This is a genomic window from Bradyrhizobium liaoningense, assembly GCF_018130825.1.
Classification (GTDB): domain Bacteria; phylum Pseudomonadota; class Alphaproteobacteria; order Rhizobiales; family Xanthobacteraceae; genus Bradyrhizobium; species Bradyrhizobium liaoningense_B.
This window is the reverse complement of record NZ_JAFCJS010000005.1, coordinates 301,805-327,350: the sequence shown is the minus strand read 5'-3', so window position 1 is coordinate 327,350 and position 25,546 is coordinate 301,805. Positions and strand designations below refer to the sequence as shown.

18 protein-coding genes are annotated in these 25,546 nt (G+C 66.4%); 5 read left to right on the top strand and 13 right to left on the bottom strand.

Features of this window, described 5'->3' with window-relative positions:
* The first annotated feature begins 144 nt into the window (after window positions 1–144).
* Window positions 145–2,400, top strand: a complete 2,256-nt coding sequence (locus JQ603_RS23330) for a TonB-dependent siderophore receptor (protein ID WP_212342903.1) — start codon at window positions 145–147, stop codon at window positions 2,398–2,400.
* 9 nt (window positions 2,401–2,409) lie between these two features.
* Here the strand turns inward: JQ603_RS23330 and JQ603_RS23325 are convergent, their stop codons facing one another.
* Entirely contained in the window at window positions 2,410–2,766 is a 357-nt protein-coding gene (locus JQ603_RS23325; RefSeq protein WP_212342901.1) for a hypothetical protein, read from the bottom strand.
* Between the two features lie 370 nt (window positions 2,767–3,136).
* Here JQ603_RS23325 and JQ603_RS23320 point away from each other — a divergent pair, with 370 nt between their 5' ends.
* A complete protein-coding gene (locus JQ603_RS23320) occupies window positions 3,137–4,261 on the top strand; it encodes a hypothetical protein (RefSeq protein ID WP_245003793.1) in 1,125 nt (374 codons plus the stop codon).
* A gap of 200 nt (window positions 4,262–4,461) precedes the next feature.
* Here the strand turns inward: JQ603_RS23320 and JQ603_RS23315 are convergent, their stop codons facing one another.
* Both JQ603_RS23315 and JQ603_RS23310 read right to left on the bottom strand, forming a co-directional pair.
* Window positions 4,462–5,061: a DUF2147 domain-containing protein gene (locus JQ603_RS23315; protein ID WP_212342899.1), complete on the bottom strand. Its 600-nt coding sequence runs from the start codon at window positions 5,059–5,061 to the stop codon at window positions 4,462–4,464.
* Window positions 5,062–5,217: 156 nt separating this feature from the next.
* The gene (locus JQ603_RS23310; RefSeq protein WP_212342898.1) at window positions 5,218–6,246 is read right to left on the bottom strand and encodes an NAD(P)/FAD-dependent oxidoreductase; all 1,029 of its coding nucleotides are present in this window, start codon (window positions 6,244–6,246) and stop codon (window positions 5,218–5,220) included.
* A gap of 182 nt (window positions 6,247–6,428) precedes the next feature.
* Here JQ603_RS23310 and JQ603_RS23305 point away from each other — a divergent pair, with 182 nt between their 5' ends.
* Window positions 6,429–6,896 (top strand): acyl-CoA thioesterase, encoded by a 468-nt coding sequence (locus JQ603_RS23305; RefSeq protein ID WP_212342897.1) that lies wholly within the window; start codon window positions 6,429–6,431, stop codon window positions 6,894–6,896.
* Between the two features lie 16 nt (window positions 6,897–6,912).
* On the opposite strand, the gene JQ603_RS23300 is transcribed toward JQ603_RS23305, so the two are convergent.
* Window positions 6,913–7,233: a 2Fe-2S iron-sulfur cluster-binding protein gene (locus JQ603_RS23300; protein ID WP_018642875.1), complete on the bottom strand. Its 321-nt coding sequence runs from the start codon at window positions 7,231–7,233 to the stop codon at window positions 6,913–6,915.
* 173 nt (window positions 7,234–7,406) lie between these two features.
* The gene (locus JQ603_RS23295; RefSeq protein WP_212342896.1) at window positions 7,407–7,781 is read right to left on the bottom strand and encodes an Hpt domain-containing protein; all 375 of its coding nucleotides are present in this window, start codon (window positions 7,779–7,781) and stop codon (window positions 7,407–7,409) included.
* 398 nt (window positions 7,782–8,179) lie between these two features.
* On the opposite strand from JQ603_RS23295, the gene JQ603_RS23290 reads away from it, so the two are divergent.
* A complete protein-coding gene (locus tag JQ603_RS23290; protein ID WP_212342895.1) occupies window positions 8,180–13,963 on the top strand; it encodes a negative regulator of septation ring formation in 5,784 nt (1,927 codons plus the stop codon).
* 72 nt (window positions 13,964–14,035) lie between these two features.
* On the opposite strand, the gene JQ603_RS23285 is transcribed toward JQ603_RS23290, so the two are convergent.
* The 7 genes from JQ603_RS23285 to JQ603_RS23255 all read right to left on the bottom strand — a co-directional run bounded on the left by JQ603_RS23285 (window position 14,036) and on the right by JQ603_RS23255 (window position 23,219).
* Complete coding sequence (locus tag JQ603_RS23285) at window positions 14,036–14,689, bottom strand: response regulator (protein ID WP_212343300.1); 654 nt, start codon at window positions 14,687–14,689, stop codon at window positions 14,036–14,038.
* Window positions 14,686–18,231: a hybrid sensor histidine kinase/response regulator gene (locus JQ603_RS23280; RefSeq protein WP_212343299.1), complete on the bottom strand. Its 3,546-nt coding sequence runs from the start codon at window positions 18,229–18,231 to the stop codon at window positions 14,686–14,688. Before JQ603_RS23280 ends, JQ603_RS23285 begins: the two co-directional genes overlap by 4 nt.
* Window positions 18,232–18,465: 234 nt before the next feature.
* Window positions 18,466–19,956 carry a monocarboxylate uptake permease MctP gene (mctP, locus tag JQ603_RS23275; protein WP_212342894.1) on the bottom strand — a complete coding sequence of 497 codons (1,491 nt, stop codon included), beginning with the start codon at window positions 19,954–19,956 and terminating at the stop codon, window positions 18,466–18,468.
* Window positions 19,946–20,122 carry a DUF3311 domain-containing protein gene (locus JQ603_RS23270; protein WP_212342893.1) on the bottom strand — a complete coding sequence of 59 codons (177 nt, stop codon included), beginning with the start codon at window positions 20,120–20,122 and terminating at the stop codon, window positions 19,946–19,948. The genes mctP and JQ603_RS23270 overlap by 11 nt, the downstream gene beginning before the upstream one ends.
* Before the next feature lie 298 nt (window positions 20,123–20,420).
* The gene (locus tag JQ603_RS23265) at window positions 20,421–21,296 is read right to left on the bottom strand and encodes an MlaD family protein (RefSeq protein WP_212342892.1); all 876 of its coding nucleotides are present in this window, start codon (window positions 21,294–21,296) and stop codon (window positions 20,421–20,423) included.
* A 16-nt stretch (window positions 21,297–21,312) separates the two neighbouring features.
* The gene (locus JQ603_RS23260; protein ID WP_212342891.1) at window positions 21,313–22,083 is read right to left on the bottom strand and encodes an ABC transporter ATP-binding protein; all 771 of its coding nucleotides are present in this window, start codon (window positions 22,081–22,083) and stop codon (window positions 21,313–21,315) included.
* Between the two features lie 2 nt (window positions 22,084–22,085).
* Window positions 22,086–23,219 carry an MlaE family ABC transporter permease gene (locus tag JQ603_RS23255; RefSeq protein WP_212342890.1) on the bottom strand — a complete coding sequence of 378 codons (1,134 nt, stop codon included), beginning with the start codon at window positions 23,217–23,219 and terminating at the stop codon, window positions 22,086–22,088.
* A 143-nt stretch (window positions 23,220–23,362) separates the two neighbouring features.
* On the opposite strand from JQ603_RS23255, the gene dgcA reads away from it, so the two are divergent.
* Window positions 23,363–24,358 carry an N-acetyl-D-Glu racemase DgcA gene (gene dgcA, locus JQ603_RS23250; protein WP_212342888.1) on the top strand — a complete coding sequence of 332 codons (996 nt, stop codon included), beginning with the start codon at window positions 23,363–23,365 and terminating at the stop codon, window positions 24,356–24,358.
* On the opposite strand, the gene JQ603_RS23245 is transcribed toward dgcA, so the two are convergent.
* Entirely contained in the window at window positions 24,328–25,524 is a 1,197-nt protein-coding gene (locus JQ603_RS23245; protein ID WP_212342887.1) for an MFS transporter, read from the bottom strand. The two genes, dgcA and JQ603_RS23245, sit on opposite strands and share 31 nt — an antisense overlap.
* Window positions 25,525–25,546 lie beyond the last annotated feature (22 nt).

Here is a 25,546-nt window from a genome sequence, read left to right as displayed (position 1 = left end):
CGCGCCGACATCAATCGGCGCGCGCTCGATTTATATGAATACTAATTCCAAATCGGATGATTGAAGGACCATTGCGTCCCTCCTGCACTTCAAGCCCGCGAGTGCGCTTGCTAGTCGTCCGCCCCGCAAATGATGGGGTCGCGAATGACAACATATCTGAGAACGACGGCGGGATTGATCGGAGGAGCGCTGCCGCTGCTGGCAAGCCTGATGGACGCGGCGCCTGCCAAGGCGCAATCGTCGCCGCAGGAGGTGCCGGCCGTCGTGGTCGAGCAGTCGTCGCGGCCGGCAGCGCGTTCACGTTCGCCTCGCTCCCGTCAGGCCGCACAGGCGGCGAGCCGCCGCCGTCAGGCCGAACGGGCGCCGTCCAACGCCAATACGCAGGCGGCCGGCATTAGCACCGGCGCGGAGACCGCGACAGGACCCGTCCGCGGCTACGTCGCCACCCGCAGCGGCACCGGCACCAAGACCGACACTCCGCTGCGCGAGACGCCGCAATCGATCAGCGTGGTGACCGCGGACCGCGTCACCGATCAGGGCGCGACCACCGTGCAGGAGGCGCTGCGCTACGTCCCCGGCGTATTCGCCGACGCCTACGGCGCGGATTCGCGCGGCGACTATCCGCGCATTCGCGGCCAGGACCCGAACATCTATCTCGACGGCACCCGTATGGTGAACACCTTCAACTTCAACGAATGGCGGCCCGAGCCCTATACGCTCGAGCGCATCGAGGTCTTGCGCGGTCCTTCCTCCGTGCTTTACGGCGACACCTCGACTGCAGGCTTGTTGAACCTGATCTCGAAGCGTCCGCAGGCCGAATCCGCCAGCGAAATCGGCGTTCAGTACGGGAGCTTCAACCGCAAGCAGGTGCAGCTCGACTCCACGGGAAAGCTGACCAAGGACGGCGAGTGGCTCTACCGTTTCGTCGGCGTCTTCCGCGACAGCAACATGCAGACCGACTACGTCAAGGACGACCGCATCGTGCTGGCGCCGTCGCTGACCTGGCGGCCGACCAACAACACGAGCTGGACGGTGCTCGGCACCTACCAGAAGGACACCACCGGCTCGTCCACGGCCTTTCTGCCCCACGAAGGCACGCTCTATCCCGGTCCCAACGGCTTCATTCCGGTCAATCGTTTCACCAGCGAGCCGGGCTGGGATCGCTACCAGACCGAGACCGGCGCGGTCTCCAGCCTGTTCGAGCATCGCTTCAGCGATGCGCTGACGGTCCGGCAGAACATGCGCTATGCGCATGTCGAGGGCATCTATCATGGCCTGTATCCGGACGTGTACTCCACGCCGGACAATCCGTTCCTAGACGCGAGCCGGCGCACGGTGGCGCGCTATGTGTGGGCTCGTGACAGCGTCAAGGACAACTTCACCTCGGACAGCAATGCCGAGTTGAAGTTTGCAACCGGCGCCGTCCAGCACAAGACGCTGTTCGGCGTCGACTACCGCGGCTACAAGGAGCGCGCTTCGTCCGGTGCAGGCTACGACGCGACGCCGTTCGATCTCTACGCGCCGGTCTACACCGGCGTCACGCCGCCGGACATGTCGGCCGAGCCCGATCTTCGCCAGAGCCAGCTCGGCCTCTACGCCCAGGACCAGTTGCGGCTCGGACCATGGCTGGCCGTGCTTGGCCTGCGCCACGACTACGTCACCAGCGACACGCAGGGTTTTCCGGTCGAGCATTACCAGGCGACCACTGGCCGCGCCGCGCTGATGTACGAGCTGCCGTTCGGCGTCACGCCTTACGTGACCTATGCGCAGTCGTTCAATCCGGTGTTCGGCAGCGGTGTCTGCGCGACGGGGGTCTGCGCGCCGCAGCGCGGCGAGATGGTGGAGCTCGGCTTCAAGTACAATCCGGCGCCCGGCAATGCGATCAACGGCGCGATCTTCGACACCACCGAGCGAAACCGGCTCGCCAGCGATCCCGACAACCCGATGCTCTCGATCCAGACCGGCAAGGTGCGCATCCGCGGTGCCGAGCTCGAGGTGCTGGCGCGCATCACGCCGGACCTCGACCTGATCGGCGCCTACACCTATCTCGATGCCCGCGTGGAAAGCGGCGACAATGCCGGCAAGCATGTCGAGACCGTGCCGGATCACCAGGCCTCGCTCTGGGCGAAGTATCGCCTGTCCCAGCTCGGCCTGCCCGGCGTCACGCTCGGCGGCGGCGTGCGCTATATCGGCGCCTCCTGGGACGGCACCGACACCATCCGCACGCCCGACTACACGCTGTTCGATGCCCTGGTCCGTTACGAGACCGGTCCCTGGCGGCTGCAGGTCAATGCCAGCAATCTCTTCGACAAGCGCCACCTCACCACCTGCCTGGCGCGCGGCGATTGCTTCCTCGGTATCGGCCGCACCGTGCTCGGCAGCGTGACCTACAGATTCTAGCTGCAACCTCTACGTCATGCTGCCCGGCATGAAGCAGCGCACGCGCGGGTGGCCGTCGACATAGTGCTTCCACACCATGGTGCGGCCGATCTTGTTCGGCTCGGTGATCACGGCTCCCTCCGGCACCACGACCCATTCGCCGTCGAGATGGACGCGATAGCGCCCTTGGTCGGATTCCCAGTCGACGTCGGCGACCACATAGCCGTCGGCATCCGAGCAGCACTGCCCGTACGCGCTGTGCAGGCTCTCGAACCAGGGTTTGAGCGGCGAATTGGCGTAGCGCCCGTCGTCGCGCGCCAGCGCCGATGTCGCCAGCAGCACGGTCAGGCCGAGCATCATGGCCGCACACGGTCTTGCAAGTGTCATGTCGTCTTCCCGCGGATCGAAGTCAGCGCCGCGAGGGACAGGCGCCACCGTCCGCCTCCCGCACGTTGGCGGCAGGCAGTGAGACGGCGACTCGCTCCCCCAGCAGCTTTGCGACAAGCTATGCAAATCCGGCGCCAGCGCGCATTCCGGAGAACTACTGCTGCACACAGTTGCCCACGCATGCGTATGCCTGCAGACGTGACGCGCCGGCGATTTGACGCGGCTATTTTCGAGGCTTTCCTTGTTGCACCTCAACGTGTACGAACGTGGCCGCGAAACTTATCGCATTTGTTTAACCGGCTGTTTCGATTAGAGAATCAGGTGACGGCGTGACTGGCATTGGACCGGCAGCGCTATGAATTCGAGAGAGTTGCTCCCTGGCCCACAGGACGCGACCGATCTGCCCGCAAACCAGGTGCAGTTTGCGCTGGTGATTTCGCGCATGCTGGAGACGGTGAAGGACGACGCGGACGCCAGGCGGCAGATGGTCTACGACCTCGCCCGCTACAAGCTCCAGGAGCAGTTCACCTACGCCGACGCCAGAAACATCGACCAGATGAAGCAGGCGCTCGAGATCGCCATCGAGGAGGTCGAGAAATTCTCGCGTGATGAGGCGCCGCTGGAGCGCCTGCCGTCGCAGCAACTCACCTCGTCAAAGGAGGCCGCCGGTCTTCTCGTGTCCGGCGATGCGACCGTCTTGCCATCGGGCGTCGGCAGGCCGCGCAGCAAGCTGCCTGCGATCTCGGGCCCGCTCCTGCCCGTGATCAAGCGCACGGCAGCCATCCTGCTTGCCGTCAGCGCAGTCATCCTGATCGTTTCGCAGCGGGACAATATCGCAGCGCTGCGCCGGCAGATCGCCTCCCAGCCCCCGGAGGTCGCGCTGGTCGCACCCAAGCCGGAGACGACGATCGCGGTCGCCAAGCCGGAGATGGTGACGCCCGCCGCCCCCGCCCCGACGCGCGTGCTTCCGACCGACTACGGCATCTACGCCCTGATCGACGACAAGTCGCTGACGGAGTTGACCGCGACCGGCGTGATGGCGCCGGACATGCGGATTGCGATTTCACCGGAGTTCAGGAAGCCCGATCGGCCGCATCTGCCGAACGGCCGCGTCAAGTTCATCGTCTTCCGCCGCGATGTCGCGAACGCCATTCCCGAACGCGTCGAGGTTCGGGTGGTGGCGAAGATCGCCAGGGAGTTTTCCAGCGACGCCGCCGGCAAGGCGCTCGGTGGCGGAGAGGATGTCGGGGTGATCCGCAACTTCTCCTATCCGTTCCGGGTATCGCCGATTCCGGGGAAGGCCGAGATGCATGAACTCCACGCCGGAGATTCGGGGCTCGATCTGGCGCCGGGGCATTACGTCCTGAGCCTGGGATCGCAGGCCTATTATTTCCAGGTCGACGGCGAGATCACCGATCCCCGGCAGTGCCTCGAGCGTGTCGTCGCCGGCAACGGCACCTTCTACGCGCCGTGCAAGAAGGCGCGGACATATTGACGGTCTGGTAGCCCGCGAGATCAAGGCACGCGCGAGCCACACACTCAGCTGTCATCGCCCGACTTGATCGGGCGATCCAGTATTCCAGAGACAGTGCGAGGATACGGAGAAGCCGCGGCGTACTGGATTCCCCGCTTTCGCGGGGAATGACACTGGTGGGTGGAGCGACGGCTGCGACGACAACGGTCGCGCGAAAATCCCTACTGCTTCGGCGCCGGCGCCATCATCGCGCCGCCCTTCTTGGCCGCAGGCGCGGGTGCGGGCTTGGTCGCGGCGGCCTGCGCCGGCAAATATTTCGCGACGATGGCGGGATCGACCTGGGCGATGTTGGTGTCGGGCAGGCGCGTCCAGGTCTCGTCCTTGCCGAGCAGCGAGAAGCCGAGATAGCCGCGCAGCGTCAGCGTCTGGCCATCGGGACTGACCTTCATGTTGGCCTTCCAGATCTGGCCGTCGCGCGGATTGAGCACGTTGCCGCCTTCGTACTTCAATCCCTCGCGCTTCATGTTGCGGACGAAGGAGATGCCGAGCACCGGCGCATTCTTGCGATCGTCGGTGCACTTGCTGCAGACCTCGTTCGGATCGTCGCCGGGCCGCGGGAAGGTTTTTGCGATCACGCCTTCGAAGATGCCGCTGCGGTCGATGAAGAGGAACCATCCCACCGTCTTGCCGTCCTCGACCTTCTGCCAGAGGCCTGCGGCCGTCGGCTCCGCGGTCTGCGCCGCGGACGGGTTCGATGCGCCGAGCAACAGCGCAAGCGCGAGGAAGGGGAGCAGCCGAAAGCTGGAAATGAGAGTCCGCATTATCATCACCTTGCTGAGCCAATCGCCTTGCTGTGCCAAGACTTTGTCAAGCCAAGACTATCCTAAGCCAAGACCGGAATGGCCGCACACTACGGCGATTTCGCGAACGGTTCCAGCACCAGAAACATGGGGCATCGCCTTGTCGCCCCCTCGGCGTCAGTTGACTCCGAGCTTCTTTTGCAGGCTGGACGACGAGGTCGTGTACTGGAACACGAGCCGCTTCTCCGGATAGACATAACGATGGGCTTTTTGCGACATCAGCGCGCCCTCGTGGAAGCCGCACAGGATCAGCTTGATCTTGCCGGGATAGGTGTTGATGTCGCCGATGGCGAAGATGCCTGACACGTTGGTCTCGAACGCGCTGGTCTCGACCGGCACTAGGTTGTTCTCGAGCGCAATGCCCCAGTTCGCGACCGGACCGAGCTTCATGGTCAGGCCGAAGAACGGCAGCATGGTGTCGCAGGCGACTTCCGTGATGCTGTTGTCGTTGCCCTTCACGGTCGCACCGGTGAGCTTGCCGTCGGCGCCGGAGAGCGCGGTGACCTGGCCGAGCCGCAGATCCATCTTGCCGCCGGCGACCAGCGCGCGCATCTGCTCGACGCTGTGCGGGGCTGCGCGAAACTCGTCGCGCCGGTGCAGAAGCGTGATGCGCTTGGCCAGCGGATGCAGGTTGAGCGTCCAGTCGAGCGCGGAATCGCCGCCGCCGACGATCAGCACACTCTTGTCGCGGAACGTCTCCATCTTGCGCACGGCGTAGTGCACCGAGGTGCCTTCATAGGCCTCGATCCCCGGCACCGGCGGGCGCTTGGGCTGGAACGAGCCGCCGCCGGCGGCGATCACCACCACCTTGCATTCGAACACCTTGCCGGCGTCCGTGGTGCAGCGGAACGCGGGATCGCCGATCTTCTCCACGGTCTCGATCATCTCGCCGAGATGGAAGGTCGGGTGGAACGGCTTGATCTGCTCCATCAGCGCGTCGGTGAGCCCCTGCCCCGAAACGTGCGGGATGCCGGGAATGTCGTAGATCGGCTTTTCCGGATAGAGCTCGGCGCACTGGCCGCCGACCTTGTCGAGGATGTCGACGAAATGCGCCTTCATGTCGAGAAGGCCGAGCTCGAAGGCGGCGAACAGACCGCAGGGGCCGGCGCCAATAATCAGCACATCGGTTTTGATCACGTCGCTCATGTCGTCTCTTTATCGGTCGTTATCGGTTGGACGGCGCCCGTTGGGCAGAGGTGACCCTGCCTGTCTAGCCAACGGGGATGGAACAGGGAAGGCATAAAAGCGGGATCGCCCCGCCGCCGTGCCCACTTGCCGGGCCAAAATAACTGGGCTGTAACGAGGACGGATATGACGGAGATCAACCGGTGAACGCACCAGCCCGCCTCGACACGACGCCGCGCCTTGAGGACTTTCCGTTCCGCCTCAGTGACAATGTCCGCTTCGGCGACCTTGACCCGAACCAGCACGTCAACAACGCGGTCTACGCCACCTATTTCGAGACCGGCCGTGTCACGCTGATGAAGCTTCCCGAATACGGGCTGACCCCGCCGGGCCTCGCCTGGATCATGGTGCGGCTCGACATGCATTTTCGCGCCGAGCTGCACTGGCCGAACACGATCGAGCTCGGCCTCGGCGTCGTGAAGCTCGGACGAACCTCCGTGACCTTCGAGCAGGCCGTGTTCTCGAACGGGACGTGCATTGCGTCAGCGACCTCCGTCGGCGTCCTGCTCGACGAGGCAACACGCCGGCCGACACCGCTGACCGCAGAGGTGATCGAGAAGTTCAGACCCTGGCACAAGCGCGGCGTCGTGGTCGCGCCGCCGAGCACCTAGTAATATCGAGGGACGATCAGGCCTGGCGTTCCGGCGTCGCCACGACCAGCCCGTCGAGGTCGTCGGAGACCTTGATCTGGCAGGACAGGCGCGAGTTCGGGCGCACGTCGAAGCCGAAATCCAGCATGTCCTCTTCCATCGGCGTCGGGCTGCCGACCTTCTCGCGCCAGGCTTCGTCGACATAGACATGGCAGGTCGCGCAGGCACAGGCGCCGCCGCATTCGGCTTCGATGCCGGGAATGCTGTTGCGGATGGCGGCTTCCATCACGGTCGCGCCGTTCTCGATTTCCACCGTGCGGGTTTCGCCCTTGTGGTCGACAAAGTGAATCTTGGCCATGTGTGCTCGTGCTGCCGCGATGTTGGGAATGAAGGAGGGTCTGGGCTGTCCTATAACGGGTCGGTTAGCCCGGCGCCATAGCGTTTTCGAGCGGCGTGGATCCCGGTTCGCGCGCAGAAAACGCGTCAAATCAAACGGCTAGTGCGCAGGCCCCATATTTGTGGGGCGCCCGCCTAATGCTTCAGGATCGCCGCGATCGCGGCACGGACCTCGGCCACCGCCTCTTTCAGCGCGGCAAGCGCATGGAGCCGGTCGTGGCCGGTCCGGACCGCCGTCTCGAGGCTGGCGGCAGCGTCGGCCACCGCAAAGGCGCCGATCCCGCGGGCCGAGCCCTTGAGCTTGTGTGCGAGCGCGCCGGTGTCGGCCGGCAGGGCCGCCATCGCGGCGAGCAGGCGGACGGCCTGCTCGGCGAACATCGCGAGCACTTCCTGTTCCAGTTCAGCGTCGCCGAGCGTCATCCGGGAGAGGTGATCGAGATCGAGCGGGCTGTCGATGGGCGCAAGCGGGGGCGAGGGCATCCAGTCCATCCGTTGCAGTTCAGGCGTCATGGCGAAGGCCCCCGGCATCGCGCGATGGTTCCGCCGGTCCGGCGGTACGGTTCGCCCCAGCCAAGCACGAAAATGGTTAACGAAATGTTTGGGCTGGTTTACGTAATTCTGCCGGTTTATTGACGAAAAGTCGCCGCAATTGGCCGAGTTCCGTGGAGAATTTCATTTATTGCTAAGGCGTTACGGCGCGATCCTGTTAACGATGATTAAGATTGTCTTAATCGCGGGCATTTCATTCGCCACGCTCTGCCAATAGGATGTTGCGGAAATTGGCGGACAAGCCGTCCGGGTGGGGACGGCTCGGAGATCCGCATAAGCGGCATGATCCGGTCTGTGGGCTTGCGTAGCGCGCAGAGCTCGCGGGGGGCGTGTACAAGTAACGAGGGCTCGGACTGAACATGGCGAACACTCCCAAGAAGGTCAAAGACCCCACAGAAGTTGCGCTTTCTGCGATCCAGGAAGCCCTGAACATCAGCGACACCGCTACGGACACCAGCCGCAACGCCTCGATGCGGAGCGAAACGGCGCCTGCGGTGGAGCCTCCGGCGCCCCCGGTCTTCGACGATCCGAGCTTCGAGCCGCGCCCCGCTGCCAACGAACGGTCGACCGTGTTCGACCCGGTCGAGGAGCCGCGCACCACACGCCGCGCCGCCAATGACGACCGCGAGACCATCGGCCAGCTGCTCCAGGCGCTCCAGAGGGGCCGCCCTGCCCGCAGCGTCTACACCTTCGCTACGATCTTCGCCGGCGTCTGGCTCGCCGCCTGCGCCGCGCTGACGGTCGGCTTCCTGCCCTCGATCCAGGCCGCCATGGGCCAGAGCGGCGGCGTGCTCGTCATCGCCGGCCTGATCGCGATGTTCTTCGCGCCGATCATGCTGTTCTACTTCCTGGCGAGCCTCGTCTGGCGCGGCCAGGAAATGCGCATGATCGCGCAGGCGATGGCGCAGGTCGCGATCCGCTTCTCCGAGCCCGAAGGCTCGGCCTCCGATTCCATGGTCACCGTCGGCCAGGCCATCCGCCGCGAGGTCGCGGCGATGGGCGACGGCATCGAGCGCGCGATTGCGCGCGCCGGCGAGTTGGAGACGCTGGTCGCCAACGAGGTCGCCGCGCTCGAGCGCGCCTATAGCGACAACGAGGTGCGCATCCGCGCCCTGCTCCAGGACATCGCGCATCAGCGCGACAACCTGGTCGGCCAGGCCGAGCAGGTCCGCAGCGCCATCTCCGGCGTGCAGATCGATCTGCGCCACGACATCGCGCTGATCTCGGACGCGATCGCCTCGCGCGTCGACGAGGTCGCCAAGTCCATCACCGGCGCGCTCGAAGAGCGCGGCGCCCACATCACCAGCGCCTTGAGCAATGCCGGCGACAACATGATCCTGGCGCTCGGCGAGCGCGGCGGCGACCTGCTCGACCGCCTCGAGGAAGCCAGCAACGAGACCACCCGCGCCGTGCTCGACGCCAGCGAGCGGCTGACCACCAGCCTCAACTTCAAGACCGGCCACGTCCACGACGAGTTCGTCGACCTCGCCGACCGCGTCCACGAGATGCTGAACGAGCGCATCGACCGCATCACCGGCGAGTTCGAGCAGCGCTCCGCCGCGATCGTCGACGGCATCTCAGAGCGCACCGAGCAGGTGCACGACTCCTTGAAGAACTCGTCGGATTCGCTGCTGCTCGAGCTCGAGCTGCGCTCCAACGATCTCTCCGCCAAGATCGACGACGCCGGCAGCCGCCTCGCCAACCACATCATGACGAGCGGCGACAAGGCCAGCGAGGCGCTCGACGCCACCGTCAACACCCTCGTCGCCAAGGTCGTGAGCCAGACCGAGACTGCGCACGACTCGCTGTCGCTGCAGATGAGCGCCTTCGACGAGTTGGTGAAGAACCAGGGCACCGAGCTGGTCGAGAAGTTCGCCCGCGACTCCGGCACGCTGGGCGCGCTGATCACCCGCCACATCTCCGAGTTCGACCGTACCGTGAAGACGTTCGGCGGCGAGATCGTCGAGCGCATGGGCCAGCGCACCCAGGATATCCATGAGTCGCTGAAGACCTATGTCGACAATTTCGACACCCGCTTCACCTCCAACGGCGGCGAGATCACGGCCCTGCTCGACCAGCGCCTGGTGCAGTTCGAGACCACGATCGGCGAACGCGTCAACCACCTCGATAGCTCGCTGAACGGCAAGATCGCCGGCCTCGACGGCACGATCGAAGGCCATATCAAGACCTTCGACGACCAGCTCATCGGCCGCGTCGCCGCGCTCGAGCAGTCGTTCGACACCCGCGCCAGGTCGGTGACGGAGACCATCGACGGCCGCCTCAACACGCTGTCGACGTCGCTCACCGACGGTGCCGCGCAGGCGATCCAGTCGATCGATACCCGCCTGACCCACCTTACGACAACGCTGACGGGTGGCGCGACGCAGGCGCTCGAATCCATCGAGTCCCGCCTCGCCCACCTCACGACGTCGCTCACCGACGGCGCAGCGCAGACCATCGATACGATCGACGGGCGCCTCAACCACCTCACGAGTTCGCTGACCGATGGCGCGTCGCAGACCATCCAGTCGATCGACACCCGCCTGACGCACCTCACGACGACGCTGACGGGCGGCGCGACGCAGGCGCTCGAATCCATCGACTCCCGCCTCACCTACCTCACCACCGCCGTGACCAACGGCGCCTCGCAGGCCGTGCAGTCGATCGACACGCGCCTCACGCTGCTGACCTCGACGCTCACCGACGGCACCGCGCAGGCGATCGAGGCGGTCGACCGCCGCATCACCGGCGTCACCGAGATCATCGACGGCCGCAGCACGCACCTGACCGACACGGTCACCGCGCGCTTCCAGGACATCCACCAGGCCATCGAGACCAAGGTCGGCTCGGTCGCCAACGACATCGACGTGCGCGTGGCGCAGTTCGAGGACCTGCTCGGCTCGCGCGTCGAGGCCGTCGCCGGCCGCATCGAGAGCAGCGGCCGCCAGGCCAGCGAGGACATGATGTCCCGCGCGGAGATGATCTCGACCGCGATCCGTTCGCATGTCGAGGACGCCGAGCGCTCGCTCACCAACCTCGTCGTCAACACCAGCGAGACGATCCAGACCGGTGCGCGTACCGCCCAGCAGTCGCTGATGACGGTCTCCTCCGACGTCAACGCCCAGCTCAAGATGACCTCCGTCGAGGTCGAGCGCGCGCTGACCGCGGTCGGCACCGGCGCCGCCAACTCGATCCTGTCCAGCGCCCGCGAAGCGCAGTCGACCCTGGTCGCGGCCTCGGGCGATGCCTCCAGCCAGATCAAGGGGCTCGCGGCCGACGTCGAGCGCACGCTGTCGGCGGCGGGTTCTGCCACCGCGGCCTCGATCCTGGCCGGCGCGCGCGAGGTGCAGACCTCGCTCGTCACGGCGTCCTCGGACGCGGCCAACCACGTCAAGACGCTCACCGCCGACGTGCAGCGTTCGCTCTCGATGGCCGGCGCCACCACGGCGGAATCGATCACCGCCGGCGCCCGCGATGCGCAGAGCGCGCTGATCGCGGCCTCGAGCGAGACCGCCAACCAGATCAAGGCGCTGTCCTCGGACGTGCAGCGCTCGCTCACGATGGCGGGCACCGCGACGGCCGAGACCATCATGACCGGCGCCCGCGAAGCCCAGAGCACGCTGGTGACGGCGTCCTCGGATGCGGCAAGCCAGGTCAAGTCGCTCGCGGCCGAGGTGCATCGTTCGCTCTCGCAGGCCGGCCAAACGACCGCCGAGACCATCACGATCAGCGCCCGCGACGCCCAGAGTACCCTTCTTGCTGTCTCCGCAGAACAGACCGGCCAGGTCCGTTCGCTCGCGGCCGAGATGCAGCGCGCGCTGGCGACCGCCGGCGGCGCCACCATCGAGGCGCTCACCAGCGGCGTCCGAGAGGCCCAGGGCACGCTGATCTCCGCCTCGACCGATGCGGCCAGCCAGATCAAGTCGCTGACCACGGACATCGAGCGCACGCTGACTTCGGTCGGCGCCGACACCGCCTCGACCATCCTCAACAGCGCGCGTGAGGCCCAGACCTCGCTGACCTCGACCTCGGCGGATGCCGCGAGCCAGATCCGCACGATCTCGACCGAGATCGAGCGCGCCCTGAGCACGGCGACCGCCAATGCGACCAGCGACATCCAGGCCAGCGCGCTCAACGCCCAGAACGCGCTGATCTCCGCCTCCAACGAGGCGAGCTCGCGGGTCAAGTCGAGCTCGGCCGACGTCGAGCGCTCGGTGCTTGCCGCCAGTTCCAGCTTCGGCCAGGCCATGACCGGCAAGACCGACGAGATCGTCACCTACGTGCAGCAGCAGGCCGACCGTCTGTCGAACATGATCGACGCCAAGCGCGGCTCGCTGGTCGATGCGATCGGCTCCAAGACCAGCCAGCTCACGCTCGACATCGACCGCGTCACCTCCGACGCGCTGAAGTCGATCGAGACGCGCGGCCATGCGTTCTCGCAGACCATGATGGGCAACGGCTCGGAAGTCGCCCGCACCATCAATGCGGCGAGCGAGATCGCCACGAGCGCGGTCGGCAAGTCGCTCAAGGACCTCGAGCAGGCCTCGCGTTCCGCGATCGACCAGTCGCGCCAGGTCTCGATCGCGGCCGTCACCGAGATGCAGGAGACCAGCAAGATCCTGCGCACCGATACGGTCGCCCTGTTCGAGCGTCTGCGCGAAGGCAACATCCTCCTCCAGGAGGTGCTGACCGGTGCGCACGACAACCTCAACTCGCTGGAGCGGGCGCTGGTGACGCGCGTTGCCGATTTCGTCTCGGCGATGAACGACGTCACCTCGCGCAACGGCGCGGCGACGCAGAACCTGGAAGACCAGCTCAACGTGTTCAACAGCAAGACCACGAAGGCGCTCCAGGATCTCGGCGAGCTGTCGGTTCAGTTCGACAAGCACGGCAAGGCGCTGGTCGATGCTGCGCAGGTCGTGGAGCAGAGCAACAAGAACACCACCGCCTCGCTCGCCGAGCGCAAGCAGGCGCTGGAATCGCTCGTCACCACGATCGACCTGCGCACGGCCGATCTCGACCAGCGGCTGTCGCGCTTCACCGGCCTGCTCGATGAATCGCTGGCCGCGGCCGAAGAGCGTGCCCGCGACATCGCCCGGGTCGTCGCCGAGACCGCCGGCGCAGGCTCGGCCGCGATCACCCGCCAGTTCGAGGCGGTGCGTGTGGCTTCCGAAGAGGAGCATCGCCAGACTATCGACGCCATGCACGACATCTACCGCCAGACCACCGACGAGGCGGATACGATGTTCAAGCAGTCGGCCGAGAAGTTCGGCAACCTCGTCGCCAGCATGAAGCAGATGGCGTTCGAGATGCACAACGAGCTGGAGGCCACCCGCAACGAGCTGCGTCGCGGCGTGCTCGAGATGCCGCAGGAGGCCGCCGAGAGCACTGCGCAGATGCGCAAGGTGATCGTCGACCAGATCGAGGCCCTCGCCGAGCTCAACCGCATCGTGGCCCAGCATGGCCGCGGCCTCGACGTATCGACGGCGGGCCGCGCTTCTGTCGCCGTCCAGCGTCAGGAAGAGCCGATCATGGCGACCGTCGGCGTCCGGGCGACCGAGACCCGCATGCGCGACACCGGCAGCGCCTCGACGCTGCCGCCGCCGGACCTCGGCATGCCCGCTCCCTCGCGCCGTACCGAAGCGCCGCCGGTCGCGCCTTCCAGCAACGACCAGGGCCGTGACGGCTGGCTGTCGGACCTGCTCAACCGCACGGACGCCAATCAGGGCGCTCCGAACGGCCGTGAGGCTGCCCGTGGCCGTGCTGCTGCCCCTGCACCGCAGCCGCAGGCCGCGCAGAGCAGCGGCAATCCGCTGGAATCGCTGTCGCTCGACATCGGCCGGCTGATGGATCGCAACCTCGCCGCCGAGATGTGGGACCGCTACCAGCGCGGCGAGAACAAGGCCTTCACCAAGCGCCTCTACACGCCCGCCGGCCAGAAGGCCTTTGACGAGGTCGCCCGCAAGTACCGCGCCGACCGCAACTTCAAGGGCACGGTCGACCGCTACGTCGCCGAGTTCGAGCGCCTGCTCGACGAAGTCGCCCGCGACGGCCGCGGCCCGCAGGAGCTGCGCGGCCACCTGACCTCGGAGACGGGTCTGGTGTACACTCTGCTCGCCCACGCGGCGGGCCGGCTGGGATGAGACGGCAATAGCGACTGACGAACAGGGAAACGGAGGCCTCGCGGCCTCCGTTTTCGTTTGGGCGTGGAAAGCTCAATTGCCCCCGGGCTGGGCGAACGACAGCCGCTCGGCCAGGACGGCGGCCTGCGTCCGTGAGCCGACGCCGAGCTTGCGCAGGATGGTCGAGACATGGCCCTTCACGGTCTGCTCGGCGATATCGAGCTCGCCCGCGATCTGCTTGTTGAGCTTGCCTTCGACGATCATCGCGAGAATGCGCAATTGCTGCGCCGACAGCGTCGCCATTCGCGCGGCCAGCTCTACATCGGCGCTCTGGATCGAGCCGCGACCGCCGACGTTGGGCGGCATCCAGATTTCACCGGCGAGGATTTTCGTGATCGCATCCGCCATCTCGGGCAGGCTGAGCGATTTCGGGATGTAACCGGACGCGCCATAGGCAATGGCGCGGCGGATCGTGGCGGCGTCCTGCCGTGCCGAGATGATCGCCACCGGCACGGTCGGGAATTGCGCCGACAGAATGAACAGCGCGGCAAATCCCTGGATGCCCGGCATGGTCAGGTCCCACAGGATCAGGTCGATCTCGTCGGACTGGGCCGACAGCACGCCCAGCGCCTCGTCGAGCGACTGGCAGGCGACGATGTCGAGATCGGGCAGCACGGTCGAAAGCGCGCTGCGCAACGCAGCCTGCACCAGCGGATGATCGTCGCCGATCAGGATGCGCATTGTCAGGGGGTCTCCTGTTTCGTCGCGAGCTGCCGGCTCAAGGCTTCGCTGCCGAGGAAGCGCCGCAGCGCCGCCGGCTTGACCGGCTTCGACAGGATCTCGCAGCCGCGCGCCCTCGCCTCCTGGCGCACCGCCTCGCTGCGATCGGCCGTGACGATCAGCGCGCGGACGTCGCGCCCCGACTTCTGCCTGAGATCGTCGAGAAAGTCCAAGCCGCTGCGACCGCCGTCGAGGTGATAATCGAGCAGCACGAGATCCGGCGGATCGGCCGCGGCGGCCGCCATCGCCGCGTCGGCGTCCGCGGCGACCAGCACATGGTGCCCCCATCCGCCGAGCAATGCCGCAAGGCCGTCGAGAATGGCCGCCTCATTGTCGAGGCACAGGATCGTCAGCGCGCGCTCGGCGACCGCGGGCGGCGCATTTGCCGGCTTGCGCTGAAGCGGCGTTCCCGCTCCGCGCGCCAGCGGCACGGTGACGGCAAAGCACGAGCCTTGTCCGGGCCGCGATCGGACGTCGATGGGATGGCCCAGCAACCGCGAGACGCGATCCACGATCGCAAGGCCGAGGCCCAGGCCTTTCTCCGAACCTGGCGCCAGACGCTGGAACTCCTCGAAGATCCGCTTCTGATCCTCCGCCGCGATCCCGACGCCGGTATCCCAGACCTCGATGCGCAGATCGCCGCCGCGCCGCCGGCAGCCGAGCAGGATACGGCCCTTGGGCGTATAGCGCAGCGCGTTCGACAGCAGGTTCTGCAGGATCCGCCGCAGGAAATGCGGATCGCTGCGCAACGCCAGCCCGCAATCGACGACGCGCAGGACGAGCCCGCGCTCGCGCGCCATCGCCGAGAACTCCACCTTCAACTGCACGAGCAGATCGGCGATCGGGAAGTCGAACGGCTCGGCGCGAACGGCGCCGGCATCATAGGAGGAGATGTCGAGCAGCCGGTCGAGCACATGCTCGGTCGAGCGCAGCGCCGTGATCGCGCTGCTCGCCAGATTGCGCTCCTTCTCTGCTCCGCCGGATGGCGTCGCGGCGTGCAGGCTCTCGTCGAGCGCGGACAGGAACAACCGCGCCGCGTTCAGGGGTTGCAGCAGATCGTGGCTGGCCGCCGCCAGGAAACGGGTCTTGCCGAGATTGGCCTGCTCGGCCTCCGCCTTGGCCTGCTCGAGCGCCTCGGTGCGCTCGCGGACGCGCAGCTCGAGACCCTCATTGGCCCGCCGCAGCGCTTCCGCGGCGCGATGGCGCTCGGTGACGTCGGTATAGGTCGAGACGTAGCCGCCCTCCGCAATGCGATCATAGACGATCTCGAGCACGGTGCCGTCGGGCCGCTTGCGCTCGTACCGGTAGGGCCAGCTCTGCGTCGCGACATCGCGATTGACCAGGAGTGCTGCGAATTCGGAGGCGGCATATTCGCCGCGCTCAACGTTGAAGGCGATCAGCTCCGCCAGCGGAAGGCCGACGCGCACGAAGTCCGGCGGCAGGTCCAAAAGCGCGATGAAGCGGCCGTTCCAGGCGGTGATGTTGAAATCGGCGTCGAACGCGCAGATGCCCTGCGGCACGCTTTCAAGCGTACTCTGCAGCAGCGTGCGGTTGAAGCGCAACGCCTCGGAGGCCTCGTCCAACATCGCCATCGCCTCCCGCCGCGACAGCGAGTGCCCTTCCAGCGACGCCGCGATCACCACGCGCGCCGACGCCGCGCCGATCGCACCGGCGAGAAGGTTCTCCGTGAAGCGGATCGAGTCGAGATCGACGAGGCCCGACGGATCGAGACGCGGCCCGGCACCGGTCGTGCGAGCAGCCAGATAACCGTCGAATGCCGCCGCGCCCCGCTCCACGCCGACAAAGCGCAGCGTCAGCGCGCGGAGATCGTCGAGACGGACCACCACGCGCGACGACAGTTTTGGAACCATCTCGCGGACGACACCGTCGGCAAACGCGGCAGCCTGGTTGCGCTCGACGGTCGATTGCCGTCCGAGCGCGGAGAATGCCAGGAAACAGACGAGGTTGGCGGCAAGGCTCCACAGCGTGGCATGCGAAATCGGATCGAGCCCCTCCAGTCCGAACAGCGCGTTCGGCTTGAGCCAGGCGAGCTGCCAGGGGCCATGGCGCACGACCTCCTCGACCCCGGGCCAGAGCGGCGCGGCCGAGGGAAGCAGCAGCGTATAGGCCCAGATGCAGAATCCGGCCGCGATCCCGACCGACGCGCCGACCTTGTTGGCGCGCGGCCAGAACAAGCCTCCGACGAAGGCCGGCCCGAACTGCGCGACCGCAACGAACGACAACAGGCCGATCACGGTGAGCGGATAGGACTGGTTGACCAAGCGGTGCATCAGATAGGCGAGCAACAGGATGCCGAGGATCGAGAACCGGCGCACCGCCACCAGCACCGAGGTCACCGGCCGGCTCTGCGCCCGCAGGCCGAAGAAGCGCGAGCGCAGCAGCAGCGGCATGATGACGTCGTTGCAGAGCATCGTGCTCAGCGCGACGGACGTCATGATCACCATGCCGGTGGCGGCCGACAGCCCGCCCAGGAACGCCACCAGACTGACGGCGCCGGCATCCGCCGCGATCGGCAGTGAAATGACGTAGGTGTCGGGATCCATCATGGCGCCGAACCTCGTGAGCCCAGCCGCGGCGATCGGCAGGATCAGCAGGCTGAACAGCGCAAGGTAAGTCGGGTAGAGCCAGGCCGCGGTGCGCGTGTGGTTCGGGCTCTCATTCTCGACGACAGCGACATGGAATGCCTGCGGCAGGCACAGGAAGGCGATGGCGGAGATGATGATCGTCGAAGGCCAGACCGGCAGTGTCGGGTCGAAGCTCAGGATTCCCGCCAATTGCGGATCCGACTGGAACTGCGACAGCAGTGCGGCCGGCCCGCCGGATAGTCCGAACAGCACGAACAGCGCCACGATCAGGAATGCCACCAGCTTGACGACGCTTTCGAAGGCGATCGCGAGCATCAGTCCGCGATGATGCTCGCTGGCGTGAACATGCCGGACGCCGAACACGATCGCGAACAGCGCCATCGATGCCGCCACGCCGAACGCGGAGTCCTGCCAGAACCGCAGCGCCTCGCCGCCGGCCCGCTCGGGCTGCAGGATCAGATAGTCAAAACTCTTGCCGACCGCCTTGAGCTGAAGCGCGATGTAGGGAAGCACCCCCAGCAGCGAGGCGAGCGTCACGAAGGCCGCCAGCACCTGGCTCTTGCCGTAGCGCGCGGCGATGAAGTCCGCGATCGAGGTGACGTTCTGCGCCTTCGCGATCGCGATCACCTTGGACAGCAGCCGCTGCCCGAACAGCAGCACCAGGGTCGGACCGACATAGATCGTGGCGAAGTCCAGACCGCTGGTGGCGGCGCGCCCGACCGATCCGTAGAAGCTCCATGAGGTGTTGTAGACCGCAAGCGTCAGGCAATAGCTGATCGCGGCCGCCCAGGAGTTCGGCGAAACCAGCGGCCCGCCGGCGCTCCGCCGGTCGCCCCACCAGGCAACCAGGAACAGCGTGGTCACATAGCCGGCAGCGACAGTGAGAACGAACCACGCCTGCAAGACATCCTCACTCGAGATCGATCCGCCCATGGGCGGGTCCGGAACGCGGGCGGATACTAGAGCGTTTTCCAGCGAAGTGGACACCGGTTCGCGTAAAGAAACGCCTCAAAACAAGAATCTAGAGTCTTCCGTTCCGCTTCAATCGGAACGGAAAGCTCTAGAGCGTTTTCAATCGCGTGGAAGGCACTTTCGGGATCGGCGGCCGGGAGCCCGGCCGCCGATCGAAGCTTGACGTCAGGCCGCCTCGCGCGACATCCGCGCCTGCGGCAGGCCCTTGAGCACGAGGTTGACCACGACGGCGACCACGATGTTGAGCGCCAGCGCCAGCACGCCGGTGTAGATCGCGACCTTGCCGGCGCCGAAATCGATACCGTGCAGCGGCTTCAACCCGTCCGACCAGGCCAGCCACGATCCGCCTGCGAGGCCGACGGCCCAGCCGGCCAGGAGCGCGGTGCTCGAGAACCAGTTCAGATAGAGACCGAACACAAGCGCCGGCAGCGTCTGCAGGATCCAGAGGCCTCCGAGCAGCTGCAGGTCGAGCGCGAACTGCGTCGGCATCAAGAGGATGGCGAGCAGCGCGCCGACCTTCACCAGCATGGAGGTGATCTTGGCGACCTTCGCTTCACCGGCCGGCGTCACCTTCGGATCGACCCACACCTTCCAGAAGTTGCGGGTGAACAGGTTGGCCGCGCCGATGCTCATCACCGCCGCCGGCACCAGCGCGCCGATGGCGATCGCCGCGAAGGCGAAGCCCGCGAACCAGCTCGGGAACAGCGTCTTGAACAGCTCGGGCACGACGTCGTTGTTGCTGGCGAGCTTGAGCCCCGCCGCATGCCCCATGTAACCCAGCAGCGCAAGCAGGCCGAGCAGCAGCGTATAGGCCGGCAGCAGCATCGCGTTCTTGCGGATGGTGTTGCCGCCGGACGAGGCGAAGATGCCGGTCAGGGTGTGCGGGTACATGAAGGCGGCGAGCGCCGAGCCGAGCGCCAGCGAGGCGTAGGGCACGATCTGCGCCGGCGACAGCAGGATGCCGCCCGAGCCCTTCGCGGCGAATGCCGCATCCGCCGCGGTGAAGATCGCGCCGTAGCCGCCGAGCTTGGACGGCACGATCGCGATCGCGGCGATCACCACGATGTAGATCATGATGTCCTTGACAAAGGCGATCAGCGCCGGTGCGCGCAGCCCCGACGAATAGGTGTAGAGCGCCAGCACCAGGAAGGCGAGGACGAGCGGCACCTCGCCATGAAGGCCAAGCGCCTTGATCGCCACCTCCATGCCGATGAGCTGGAGTGCGATATAGGGCATCGTCGCAAGCACGCCCGTCGCCGCAACGGCGAGCTCGAGCCCGCGCGAGCCGTAGGCACCGCGTACCACATCGCCCGCGGTGACGTAGCCGCGCTCCTTGGCGACCTTCCACAACACCGGCATCACCGCGAACACGAAGGGATAGACGATGATGGTGTAGGGCAGCGCGAAGAAGCCGTAGGCGCCGACCGCATAGACCAGCGCCGGAACGGCGATCACGGTGTAGGCGGTGTAGAAGTCGCCGCCGACCAGGAACCAGGTGATCCAGGTCCCGAACTTGCGGCCGCCGAGGCCCCACTCGTCGAGATGGGCGAGCGTCTCCGGCTTGCGCCAGCGCGATGCGACGAAGCCCATGCCGGTGACGAGGATGAACAGTGCGAGGAAGACGGCGAACGCCGCGCTATCGACATCAGTCAGCACGACGCACGCTCCTGTAGACGATCCAGGTGAGCAGCGAGGTCAGCGGCACCCAGGCGAGCTGGTACCAGTAGAAGAACGGGAAGCCGAACAGCTGCGGCTCCCTTGTATTGTAGAACGGCACGATCATGAGGCCGATGAACGGCAACAACAGCAACAGGCGTACCACGCGCTCTCCTCCCCTGTGAGTGAAGTCGACGCGCCTTTTTGGGCGCGACTTGAGCGCGATATAGCTGACAACGACGGCCAGCCCCTCCCCTACCTTGGCTCGGCCAGACCCCCATACTTTCGTATCGTCTTGAGTGAAGCGAAGATCGCGAATAGCGAGTGGCGGAGGAGGCCTCGCGGCGTAAGCACCGTCATTGCGAGGAGCGAAGCGACGAAGCAATCCAAACTGTCCCCCGCCGAGGCAGTCTGGATTGCTTCGCTACGCTCGCAATGACGAGGAGGGGTCCGTGGATGACGCGCTATTGCCGCCGGCGCTCCGGAGTCGCCGCGGGCTTGGGCGGCTCGGGCTGCGGGGCGGCTTGCGATGAGTTGCTGGCGCCGAACAGCACGCGGGTCGGGTTGCGGTCGAAATTGTTCACGGCGCGGCTGATGTCGCCCAGCGTACGGCGGCCATCGCTGATCAACGCACCGGAGCGCTTGTCGAAATCGTCGGCGAGTTCGCGGATCGACTTCACCGCCTGGAACAGCTCGCCGCCGTCCTTGCCGCCGGCCAGCGTGTTGAGGCCGAGCATGAGGTTGTCGGCCTTGAGCATCACGCCGTCGACCTTGGCCATCACGCCGTCGATCTTCTCGGAGTTGCGCGCCAGCGAGTTGGTGAAGGTCTCCAGATTCTTCAGCGAGTTCTTCACCGATTCCTGATTGTCGGCGACGATCTTGTTGATGTTCTGCAGCGTGCCGCGGATCGCCTCGGTGACGTCCTGGAGCTTATTGGGATCGGCCGTGAGCGTCGGGATGCCGTCCTCGTCGAGCGGCGGCGGCGGTGCCGCCTCCTCGCCGCCCTTGAGCGAGATCGCGGCAACGCCCGTGAGGCCCTGGAATTCGAGGCCGACCAGGGTGTCCTTGCGGATCGGGGCGTTGTTCTCGACCATGGCGAGTGCGACAACCCGCCGCGGGTTGTCGAGCTTCACCGAGACCACCTCACCTACCCTGATACCGTTGAAGTTGACGCTACCGCCGTTGCGCAGGCCCGCCGCCGGGCCCTCGAACACGACGCGTAAGGGGCTGCGCTGCTTGGTGGTGTGCAGCGACTGGAACCAGAGCACGAAGCCGATCGCCGCGGCGATCACCGCCAGCGTGAACGATCCGATCAGGACGTAATTCGCCCGCGTTTCCATGAAGTACTCCGGCTACTCAACTCATGACCGCGCGGGCGCGCTTGCCATGGAAATACTGCCTCAGCCAGGGATGCTGCGAGGCCTGCATGTCGGCGATCGACCCTGCCGCAATGATCTTACCGTTCCCTAAAACGGCGATGCGGTCACACGCGGTGTAAAGGCTGTCGAGATCGTGGGTTACCATGAAAACGGTCAGACCCAAAGTGCGCTGGAGCGTCCGCACCAGCTCGTCGAAATCGCCGGCGCCAATCGGATCGAGACCCGAGGTCGGCTCGTCCAGGAACACGAGGTCCGGATCGAGCGACAGCGCACGTGCGAGCGCGACGCGCTTGATCATGCCGCCCGAGAGTTCCGACGGGAAACGCTCGGCAACTTCCGGCTTGAGCCCGACCATGGCGAGCTTGGCCATGGTGATCTCGTCCATCAGCCGCTGAGAGACGCGAAGATATTCGCGCATCGGAAACTGGATGTTCTGCCGCACGGTCAGCGAGGAGAACAGCGCGCCCTGCTGGAACAGCACGCCCCAGCGCCGCTCGACATTACGCCGCTGCGACGTGCTGGAGGAATCGAGGTCGACGCCGAACACTTCAATGCTGCCGGCGACCTTCGGCACGAGACCGATGATGGTGCGCGTCAAGACCGACTTGCCCGCGCCGGAAGGACCGACAAAGCCCAAAATCTCGCCGCGCTTGACGTCGAGGTTGAGCCCGTCGAGCACGCGCGTCGTGCCGAACTGCACGGTGATATCGCGGACGCGGATGATGGGATCTTGAATCTCGCCAGCCATCGTCACATTCCGATCGAGGCGAAGAAGATGGCGAACACGCCGTCCATGACGATGACGAAGAAGATGCCCTTCACCACCGACGCCGTGGTGTGCTGCCCCAGCGATTCCGCGCTGCCCTGCACCGCGAGGCCCTCGACGCAGGCGACGATGCCGATCACCGCGGCCATGACAGGTGCCTTCACGATGCCGACGATGAAATGGTCGATCGAGATGGCGTCGCGCAGGCGCAGCAGGAAAGCTTCGGGGTCGACCCCGCCATAGAGCCAGGCGACGAGACCGCCGCCATAGAGCGCGGCCATGGCGCCGAGGAAGGCGAGGATCGGCAGCGCCAGCACCAGGGCCAGCATGCGCGGCAGCACCAGCACCTCGATCGGGTCGAACCCCATCGTGCGCAACGCGTCGATCTCCTCGCGCATCTTCATCGAGCCGAGCTCGGCGGTGTAGGCGCTGCCCGAGCGGCCCGCAACCATGATCGCGACCAGGAGCACGCCGATCTCGCGCAAGACCAGCACGCCGAGCATGTCGACGACGAAGATGTCGGCGCCGAAGCGGCGGAAGTGGAAGATGCCTTGTTGCGCGATGATGCAGCCGATCAGGAAGGTGATCAGCACGATGATCGGCACCGCGCGCCAGCAGACCTGCTCCATGTGGTGCACGGTCGAGGTCAGGCGGAACGAGCGCGGGTGGATCAGCACACGAAAGCCAGCCGCCAGCACCGCGCCGAGCATGTCGATCAGGCCTGCCACGGTGCCGCCGACACCGGCGACAGTGCGGCCGATCTGCTCCAGCATGCCGGTGATGGTGATCGTCGAGGTCTCGACCACGGGCGTCGCCCGGACCCGCCGCACCTCGTCGACGAGGCTCGAATAATTGGCCGACAGCCCGGCGATCTGCGCCTCGACCGCGCCTTGGGTCAGGCTGCGGCGCAGCCGCTCGATCAGCCAGGCGCCGAACGTGTCGAGCTTGGCGACCTCGGAGACGTCGATGAAGATGCTTTGCGGACCGCCGGCGAGCTTCTCGGCATCCGCCACCATCCGTTCCAGGACCGGCGCGAAGCTCGCGGTCCAGGTTCCGGTGGCGCAGAGTGCCAGCGCGTTGCCCTTCGCAATCCGTTCCAGCTTCGGATCACTATTCAAGATGTCCGCTCCCGCGCCGGGGCGCAAGAAACAGATGAATTCAGATAGTTGCGCACGCGCCCTTACCCAGAGAAGGTATCCCCAAGTGGTTAATGTTAGTTGCTACAGGTAACTAGCAGGTTCAGATTTCGCCAGAGTTCAAAATGACTTCCAGTAAAGTTCCGGCCCTCGTGGCGCGAATCGAGCGCTTTCCCATTGCCGGCAGTTTCACGATCAGCCGGGGCGCCAAGACCGAGGCCGTCACCGTTGTGGCCGAAGTGAGCCATAATGGCCTCATCGGCCGCGGCGAATGCGTGCCCTATCCCCGTTATGGCGAGACCCCCGAGGCGACCCTTGCGGCCATCCAGGCGATGCAGGACGCCGTGGCCGGCGGCCTGACCCGGCAGGCCTTGCAGGCCGCCATGCCGCCTGGTGCGGCCCGCAACGCGCTGGATTGCGCCCTGATCGACCTGGAGGCCAAGGCGGCCGGCCGGCGGGCCTGGAGCCTGCTCGACCGCCCGATCCCCGGTGAGCGCACCACGGCCTACACGATTTCGTTAGGCACGCCCGAGGCCATGGCGGCAGCCACCGCCAAAGCGGCGCACCGGCCGCTGCTCAAGATCAAGCTCGGCGGCGACGGCGACCCGGAGCGCATCGCAGCCGTGCGCAAGGCGGCTCCGGAGTCCGAGCTGATCGTCGATGCCAACGAGTCCTGGACCGAGGCCAATCTGGAGCCCAACCTCGCCGCCTGCGCCGCCGCGGGCGTCACCCTGGTCGAGCAGCCGCTGCCCGCGGGCAAGGACGAGGCGCTGGCGCGGATCCGGCGGCCGCTCGCGGTCTGCGCCGACGAGAGCGTGCATGACCGCGCCTCGCTCGCCCCCTTGCGCGAGCGCTACGACGCCGTGAACATCAAGCTCGACAAGACCGGCGGCCTCACCGAGGCGCTCGCGATGGCCGACGCCGCGCAGGCGCTCGGCTTCGAGATCATGATCGGCTGCATGGTCGCGACCTCGCTGTCGATGGCGCCAGCGATGCTGGTGACGCCGCAGGCGCGCTTCGTCGATCTCGACGGCCCCTTGCTGCTGGCGCGCGACCGCGATCACGGCCTGCGTTATGACGGCAGCCTGGTCTATCCGCCGGACTCCTCGCTCTGGGGCTGAGCCTTGAGCCGGTGCCGCGCCGACCAGATCACGAGCGCGCCGGCCGCGGCCATCGCGGCCATGACGTAGTACAGGCCATCGCCGATGCGGGCGTAGATCGCGCCTGACGCGATCGAGGTGATCGCGCCCAATAGCCCGCTGCATGCGGCGTAATAGCCCTGCCCCCGCGCGAGCTGATGCGACGGCACGCGCTGCACCAGCAAGCTCATGGTGCCGACGATGGTCATGCCGAAGGTCAGGCCATGGCCGAGCTGCACGATCGCGAGCAGCGCCAGCGGCGGCTCGTTGGCGGTGACGATCCAGCGCACCACGGCGCTCAAGCCACCGATCGCCATCATCGTGGACGGATGCAGCAGGAAGCGCGGCGACAGCGCGAACACGACGATCTCGGCGATCACGCCCAGCGTCCACAGTCCCGCGATCGTCAGCCCACTGATCCCATGGAGCTGCCAGTTGATGGCCGAGAAGGTGTAGTAGGCGACGTGGCTGCCCTGGATCAGCGCCGCCGAGGCGATCAGCGCCCAGAAGCCGACATCGCGCAGCAGCGCCGTGTCGGGGCGCGTCCCGGCGCTCTTGCGCCTGATGTCGTCGAGCGGCTGCAGCCGCAGGCTGGCGAGCACCGCAACGACGGCCCAGGCCACGATCACCCAGATCAGATCGCGCGCCGCGATGACGTCGACGAGATAGCCGCAGGCGAGCGAGCTGGCGGCGAACGCCGCCGAGCCCCACAGCCTGAGGGGTCCGTAGTCGAGACCGTAACGGGCGACGCCGCGCAGCGCGTAGGCATCGGTCAGCGGAGTCGACGGCGTCCACATCATGCAGGTGAGCGCGTAGATCAGGAACAGCGCCAGCGGCTGCTGTTGCAAGCCGACGGCCGCAAAGCCGATCGCGGTCGCCAGCACCGACAGCATCATGCCGGCGCGAATGGCATGGCGCTTTTCGGCAAAGGCGGTGATTTGCGGCAGCGTGGTGAAGCGCGTGATCGCCGGCAGCGCGTTGATGAGGCCGATCCAGGCTGCGTCGATGCCGATCGCCTTCAGCCAGACCGGGAAGAACGGCAACTGCGTGCCCGCCACCGCGAACAGCGCCGAATAGAACAGGGCGAGGCTCACGGCGAATCGCCGCTTTACGGCCGCTGGCGTGGGGATTTGTGATTCGGTCTGCATCAAACCAATTGCGATTCGGTCG

Bases quoted from the DNA above. Each gene is read 5' to 3' on its own strand.
- JQ603_RS23330 (WP_212342903.1), top strand. From the start codon at position 145: ATGACAACATATCTGAGAACGACGGCGGGATTGATCGGAGGAGCGCTG.
- JQ603_RS23325 (WP_212342901.1), bottom strand. From the start codon at position 2,766: ATGACACTTGCAAGACCGTGTGCGGCCATGATGCTCGGCCTGACCGTG.
- JQ603_RS23315 (WP_212342899.1), bottom strand. From the start codon at position 5,061: ATGCGGACTCTCATTTCCAGCTTTCGGCTGCTCCCCTTCCTCGCGCTT.
- JQ603_RS23310 (WP_212342898.1), bottom strand. From the start codon at position 6,246: ATGAGCGACGTGATCAAAACCGATGTGCTGATTATTGGCGCCGGCCCC.
- JQ603_RS23300 (WP_018642875.1), bottom strand. From the start codon at position 7,233: ATGGCCAAGATTCACTTTGTCGACCACAAGGGCGAAACCCGCACGGTG.
- JQ603_RS23295 (WP_212342896.1), bottom strand. From the start codon at position 7,781: ATGACGCCTGAACTGCAACGGATGGACTGGATGCCCTCGCCCCCGCTT.
- JQ603_RS23290 (WP_212342895.1), top strand. From the start codon at position 8,180: ATGGCGAACACTCCCAAGAAGGTCAAAGACCCCACAGAAGTTGCGCTT.
- JQ603_RS23265 (WP_212342892.1), bottom strand. From the start codon at position 21,296: ATGGAAACGCGGGCGAATTACGTCCTGATCGGATCGTTCACGCTGGCG.
- JQ603_RS23260 (WP_212342891.1), bottom strand. From the start codon at position 22,083: ATGGCTGGCGAGATTCAAGATCCCATCATCCGCGTCCGCGATATCACC.
- dgcA (WP_212342888.1), top strand. From the start codon at position 23,363: ATGACTTCCAGTAAAGTTCCGGCCCTCGTGGCGCGAATCGAGCGCTTT.
- JQ603_RS23245 (WP_212342887.1), bottom strand. From the start codon at position 25,524: ATGCAGACCGAATCACAAATCCCCACGCCAGCGGCCGTAAAGCGGCGA.